This is a genomic window from Geminicoccus flavidas, from assembly GCF_009806515.1.
Taxonomy (GTDB): Bacteria; Pseudomonadota; Alphaproteobacteria; order Geminicoccales; family Geminicoccaceae; genus Geminicoccus; species Geminicoccus flavidus.
The window spans coordinates 1-5,138 of sequence record NZ_WUJP01000358.1 but is presented as its reverse complement, the minus strand read 5'-3'; the positions used below and the strand labels follow the sequence as shown (position 1 = coordinate 5,138).

The 5,138-nt window shown below is 70.0% G+C and carries 7 protein-coding genes; 3 read left to right on the top strand and 4 right to left on the bottom strand.

Annotated features, from left to right (window positions below):
- Positions 1-510, bottom strand: a 510-nt coding sequence (cobU, locus tag EQG76_RS10065; protein WP_159712984.1) for a bifunctional adenosylcobinamide kinase/adenosylcobinamide-phosphate guanylyltransferase, incomplete at its 3' end; no start/stop codon positions are given.
- A 116-nt stretch (positions 511-626) separates the two neighbouring features.
- Here cobU and EQG76_RS10060 point away from each other — a divergent pair.
- Entirely contained in the window at positions 627-1,232 is a 606-nt protein-coding gene (locus EQG76_RS10060) for a YjbE family putative metal transport protein (protein ID WP_159712982.1), read from the top strand.
- Positions 1,233-1,242: 10 nt separating this feature from the next.
- Here EQG76_RS10060 and EQG76_RS10055 read toward each other — a convergent pair whose 3' ends face one another.
- Positions 1,243-1,983 (bottom strand): HugZ family pyridoxamine 5'-phosphate oxidase, encoded by a 741-nt coding sequence (locus EQG76_RS10055; protein WP_159712980.1) that lies wholly within the window; start codon positions 1,981-1,983, stop codon positions 1,243-1,245.
- Between the two features lie 103 nt (positions 1,984-2,086).
- On the opposite strand from EQG76_RS10055, the gene EQG76_RS10050 reads away from it, so the two are divergent.
- Entirely contained in the window at positions 2,087-3,097 is a 1,011-nt protein-coding gene (locus tag EQG76_RS10050; protein ID WP_235031295.1) for an MBL fold metallo-hydrolase, read from the top strand.
- On the opposite strand, the gene EQG76_RS10045 is transcribed toward EQG76_RS10050, so the two are convergent.
- A complete protein-coding gene (locus EQG76_RS10045; RefSeq protein WP_159712978.1) occupies positions 3,082-3,897 on the bottom strand; it encodes a GGDEF domain-containing protein in 816 nt (271 codons plus the stop codon). The two genes, EQG76_RS10050 and EQG76_RS10045, sit on opposite strands and share 16 nt — an antisense overlap.
- 329 nt (positions 3,898-4,226) lie before the next feature.
- Between EQG76_RS10045 and EQG76_RS10040 the strand changes: the two genes are divergently transcribed.
- Positions 4,227-4,457: a hypothetical protein gene (locus EQG76_RS10040; protein WP_159712968.1), complete on the top strand. Its 231-nt coding sequence runs from the start codon at positions 4,227-4,229 to the stop codon at positions 4,455-4,457.
- On the opposite strand, the gene EQG76_RS10035 is transcribed toward EQG76_RS10040, so the two are convergent.
- Positions 4,451-5,138 (bottom strand): SDR family NAD(P)-dependent oxidoreductase (locus EQG76_RS10035; RefSeq protein ID WP_159712966.1); only part of this gene is annotated, 688 nt, incomplete at its 5' end. The two genes, EQG76_RS10040 and EQG76_RS10035, sit on opposite strands and share 7 nt — an antisense overlap.

Genomic DNA, 5,138 nt, shown 5'->3' with positions numbered 1-5,138 from the left:
CGGCAGCCCGGCCACCAACAGCACCACCCGGTCCGCTGCCCGGGCGATCGCCTGGTGCAGCCGGCCCGCATGATCGACAAATTCACGCGCCATGGCATTTGTCGGCACGATCCCCTGGCCGACCTCGTTGGACACCATGACGACCGGCCCCGCCAGCCCCGGCAGCAGCCGGACGAGCCCTGCCGACGCCGCCGCCACGTCGCGCTCGGCCATCATGAGGTTGGTGAGCCACAAGGTCAGGCATTCCACCAGTACGATGCGCCCGGGTGCCGCCAGCTCCGCCAGCCGCTCGGCCAGCATGAGCGGCTCCTCGACCGTGCGCCAGCGCCGGTCGCGCTCCGCCCGGTGCCGTGCCACCCGCGCCGCCATCTCGGCATCGAGCGGCTGGGAGGTCGCCAGATAGACCGGCTCACAGCCGCCTTCGAGGCAGAGCGCCTCGGCATAGCGACTCTTGCCCGAGCGGGCGCCGCCCAGGACGAGCGTGAGGCTGGCAGGTGAACGGGTGGTCATGATCGGGCGATCTGCCGCGCCCGCACCTTGCGGGTCAAGAGCGACAGATGAGCGGTTTTCAACTGGCCCCGCCGGCTGGATCTGCTAATCGCCCCGGCGTCAGCCACGGAGCGCCCATGCCAGAGAGCCTTCTCGCCGAATTCTACGTCTTCTTCACGATCGTCCTGATCGACATCGCGCTTGCTGGCGACAACGCGGTGGTAGTCGGGCAGCTCGCCTCGGGCCTGCCCGAGGTGCAGAAGCGCCGCGCGATCCTCCTGGGCGTGGTGCTGGCCCTGGTCTTCCGGGTGGCCTTCGCCCTGGTCGCCGTGCAGCTCCTGCAGATTGTGGGCCTGCTGCTCGCCGGCGGCCTCCTGCTGCTCTGGGTCTCCTACAAGATGTACCGGGAGCTCCGCGAAGGACCCCATGCCGACCAGGTCGATCCCGGCGACGTGCCGGTCGGGCGCAAGACCTTCGGCGCAGCCGCGTTCCAGATCGCCGTGGCCGACGTGTCGATGTCGCTGGACAACGTGCTGGCGGTGGCCGGCGTGGCGAAGGATCATCTGCCGGCCCTGATCTTCGGCCTGGTCCTGTCGATCGCGCTCATGGGCGTGGCCGCCAACTTCATCGCACGCTGGATGGAGCGCCATCGCTGGCTGGCCTGGGTCGGCCTGCTGATCATCCTGTTCGTGGCGCTCAAGATGACCTGGGAAGGCAGTCACGAGGTGCTGGCGCTGCTCTGAGCCGGGCGGCTCAGCCAGCCGCGAGGGTGCCGTCGCGCGCGCGGCGGACCGCGTCGACCAGCGCCTCCCGGGCACTGCCGGCATCGCCGACGGGGCGGGGAAAGGGGAGGCGCAGCACCTGGCCACCCCGGCGCAGATCCGCCCCTTCCGGGTCCACCCCAGTGAGCGCCCAACCGGCGCCACTGCCGCTCAGCGCTGCCGCATAGAGGTCCACCGCATCGGCATGGTCCTCGTTCATGTGGCGGAGGATGCCGGCCTCGGCTGTGGCCAATGCGTGGTGGGGTGTCGTGTCGAGCAGCAGGTCGGCTCCTTCCACCCAGTGGATCCGGCCGAAGCCCGCAACCAGATGGGCGCGCTGCACCGTCACGCGGAACAGGCCGAAATCGGCAAAGCCCGCATAGGTCGCGGCGTCCGGATGGCGCTGGACGAAGCGCTGGGCGAGCAGTTCGTCGTCGCTGCGGGCAGCAATCCCCTGGACGCTCGCGCGCGGTCCGGTGAGCGGCGAGGCCAGGCCCGCCGTGCCGTCGAACAGGAGCGAAATGCGCGGGTCGGTGTCGAGGTTGCGCGTGTGCTCAGCCAGGCGCGAGAGGAGCAGGAGCGGGCTCGCGTCATGCGCCAGGGCCACCAGGGCCAGCGAGACATAGGGCGCGCCGTCCGGCAGCATGGTGCCCAGCGCCACGGTGGGCCGCTCGCGCATCAGCCGGCGGACGAGGTCGGCCGGTGCGGCTGGGGTGTCGGCGCTACTGGTCATGTCCTGGATCCTGCTGCTCGGGCATGCCGCGATGGTGGTTCAGCTTCAGATAGCGGAACCGCCCGGGCCGGACGAGCGACGGTGCAGCTCAGGGGGAGAGGTCGTGCGTTTTCCGATGGCGGTGCCCGAGGCCGGTGAGCCGGCCCTGGTCGCGGAAGGGATCTTCTGGCTGCGCCTGAAGCTGCCCTTCGCGCTGGACCATGTGAACCTGTGGATCGTCGATGATGGCGATGGCTGGACGCTGGTGGACACGGGGTTGGGCGACGCGCCGACCAAGGCCGTGTGGCAGCGCCTGGCCGCCGGGTTCCTGGCGGGCCGGCCGGTCCGCCGCGTGCTGGCGACCCATTTCCACCCCGACCATGCCGGCAATGTCGGCTCCCTGGTGGCGCAGACCGGGGCGGAGCTGCTGATGAGCCGGACCGAGTGGCTGACCGCCCGGATGCTGGCCGCGGATACCAGCGAGGCGTTCGTCGAGAGCGGCCGCCGGTTCGACCAGGCCTGCGGCGTGCCGGAGGAGTTGCGGGCCCGGCGCGCCGAGCGCGGCAACTACTACCGGCGCGGCGTCGATCCGCTGCCCTACCGCTTCACCCGGCTCCACGCCGGCCAGGCGATCCGGCTGGGCGGCAGCCGCTTCGAAGTGATCGTCGGGACAGGGCACAGCCCGGAGCAGGTAACGCTCTTTGCCGACGAGCGACGCCTGCTGATCGCCGCCGACCAGATCCTGCCGCGGATCTCGCCGAACGTCGCGGTCTGGCCCTCCGAGCCGGCGGCCGATCCGCTGGGCGGCTTCCTCCGCTCGCTGGATCGCTATGCGGGACTCGACCCCGAGACCCTGGTGCTGCCCTCGCACAAGCTGCCCTTCATCGGCCTGCACGAGCGGATCGCGCAGCTCAAGGCTCACCACGCGGAGCGGCTGCACGCGACGCTCGCCGCCTGCCGGCAGCGGCCCAGCGCTTGGGAGGCAACGGCCCTCCTGTTCCCGCGGGCACTGGACATTCACCAGCTCGGCTTCGCCCTGGGCGAGACCCTGGCGCATCTGAACCGGCTAGTGGCGAGCGAACAGGTGCGGCGGGTCGCCGATCCTGACGGGGTGGATCGCTACGAGCCGAGCTGAACGGCGTGGCGCTGCTTGTCGCGGTACATCGCCCGGTCGGACACGCGCAGTAGGGCGTCCAGGTCGCTGCCCTCGTCGGGAAACAGCGCCATGCCGATGCTGGCGCTGGTCTGGACCTCGTGGCCGGGAATGGCGTGCGGCAGGGACAGGAGCCGCTGCAGCCGGGTCCGGATCCGCTCGCCATTGGTGCGGTCGCCGATCCGGTCCATCACCACCACGAACTCGTCGCCGCCCAGTCGCGCCACCGTGTCGGTGGCGCGCAGCGAGCGCAGCAGGCGGTTGCCGAACGACTGCAGCAGGTGGTCGCCGGCCTCGTGCCCCAGCCGGTCGTTCACTGCCTTGAAGTCGTCCAGGTCGAAGAAATAGACGCAGCCGGCTTGGCCACTGCGCCGGGCCTGGGCGATCGCGCGCTTCAGCCGCTCTTCCAGCAGCCAACGATTGGCCAGACCGGTGAGCCGGTCATGGGTGGCGACATGCGCCAAGCGGCGGTCCTGCTCGCGCTTGCGCGCTGCCCGCTGCAGGCAGGTCACGGCATGGGCCTGGTCGAGCGGCGAGGCGTCGTGCGGCCCGGCATAGACCAGGATCGGCAGGCCGGGTGCGATCGACTGGAGGCGGACCAGGCCGCACAGCCCTTCGGCATCGGCAGTGCAGAGGTCGAGCAGCACCGCACCGATCACCTGGTCGGCCAGCCGGCCGACTGCGTCGGCGAGGGTGGCGGTATGTTCGAGGCAGGCGGTCGCCAGGCCTGAGCGCCGCAGGAGCCGACCGACCTCTACCGGCTCCTGCTGGTGATCGCTCACCAGCAGCACACGGAACCTCGGTTCCGAGCCGCGTCGTTGCATGGGCTTCCCGCTCCGGTGGGGCGGCGGGCGAGGGATCAAGCCGCCATTCGCCTTCCCGGTTAACGTAGCCCCGCACCCCCGGCAACAATAACATTCTGTGCTAAACTGTTCGGAAACTTACATAAAATTGCACTGAAACCTACGATGCCGCCTGCCGCGGAAGGCGTCGGGTCCCCCGGCCCCGCGATCGGACCGGAGCGGGGACAGGCTGTTGGAAACGTTCCAACGCATGCCGAAATCTGTTAAGGCTCAACCTCTGGTGCAACCGGGTCTCGGGGGAGACACGGATGGGTCGTCTGGTGATCCTGTTGATTGTCGCGGCGGGCCTGCCCGGGGCCCTGCTCGGCAGCATCGCGGCCTTCCTGGCATTCGGCAGCATGCCGGGCCCGCTCCAGGCAAGCGGCGCCATCCTGCCGGATCAGCCCCTGCTGGTCGTGCTGGGCTTGGTGCTGGCCGCCCTGCTCCTGGCAGGCACGGGCGCGGTGGCGCGCAATCGGCGGCTGGCCGGGCTTCAGTAGACGTCCTGGCCGCCATTCACCGGGATCTCGGCCCCGGTGATGTAGGAGACTTGGTCGCTACAGAGATAGTGGACCACCGCGGCTACCTCCTCGGGCGAGCCCAGCCGCCGCATCGGGATCCGCTCCACCAGGGCCTCGGTGCCGGGCGAGAGGATCGCGGTGTTGATCTCGCCGGGGCTGACTGCGTTCACGCGGATGCGCAGATGGGCGAGGTCGGCGGCCAGCTCGCGGGTGAGCGCCGTGAGCGCCGCCTTGGAGGTCGCATAGGCGGTGCCGGCGAACGGGTGGACCCGGCTGCCGGCGATGGAGGTGATGTTGACGATCGCACCATTAGTCTCGGCGAGTTTTGGCGCCATCTCCCGCGCGAACCAGGCGCAGGAGAAGAAGTTGATCGCAAACACCTTCTGGAACACGTCCAGGTCGCTCTCCAAAGCACCCAGGCGGTGGCCGTCCACGCCTTTCGGCGAATAGCCGGCATTGTTGACCAGGGCATGGATCGGCCCACCGTCGAGCAGATCCTCTAGCTCCGCCACCACCTCAGGCAGCTTGGACAGATCGGCCAGGTCGGCGCAGATATGCATGTGCCGCTCGCCCCGGCCGCATTGCGGCGGCACCGCGTCGCGCGAGCAGGTCACTGCGCGCCAGCCCTGCTTGACGAAGTACTTGGCGGTGGCATGGCCG

Excerpts from the sequence above, each read along its gene's own strand:
- EQG76_RS10055 (WP_159712980.1), bottom strand. The coding sequence starts at position 1,983 with ATGACCAGTAGCGCCGACACCCCAGCCGCACCGGCCGACCTCGTCCGC.
- EQG76_RS10040 (WP_159712968.1), top strand. The coding sequence starts at position 4,227 with ATGGGTCGTCTGGTGATCCTGTTGATTGTCGCGGCGGGCCTGCCCGGG.
- EQG76_RS10060 (WP_159712982.1), top strand. The coding sequence starts at position 627 with ATGCCAGAGAGCCTTCTCGCCGAATTCTACGTCTTCTTCACGATCGTC.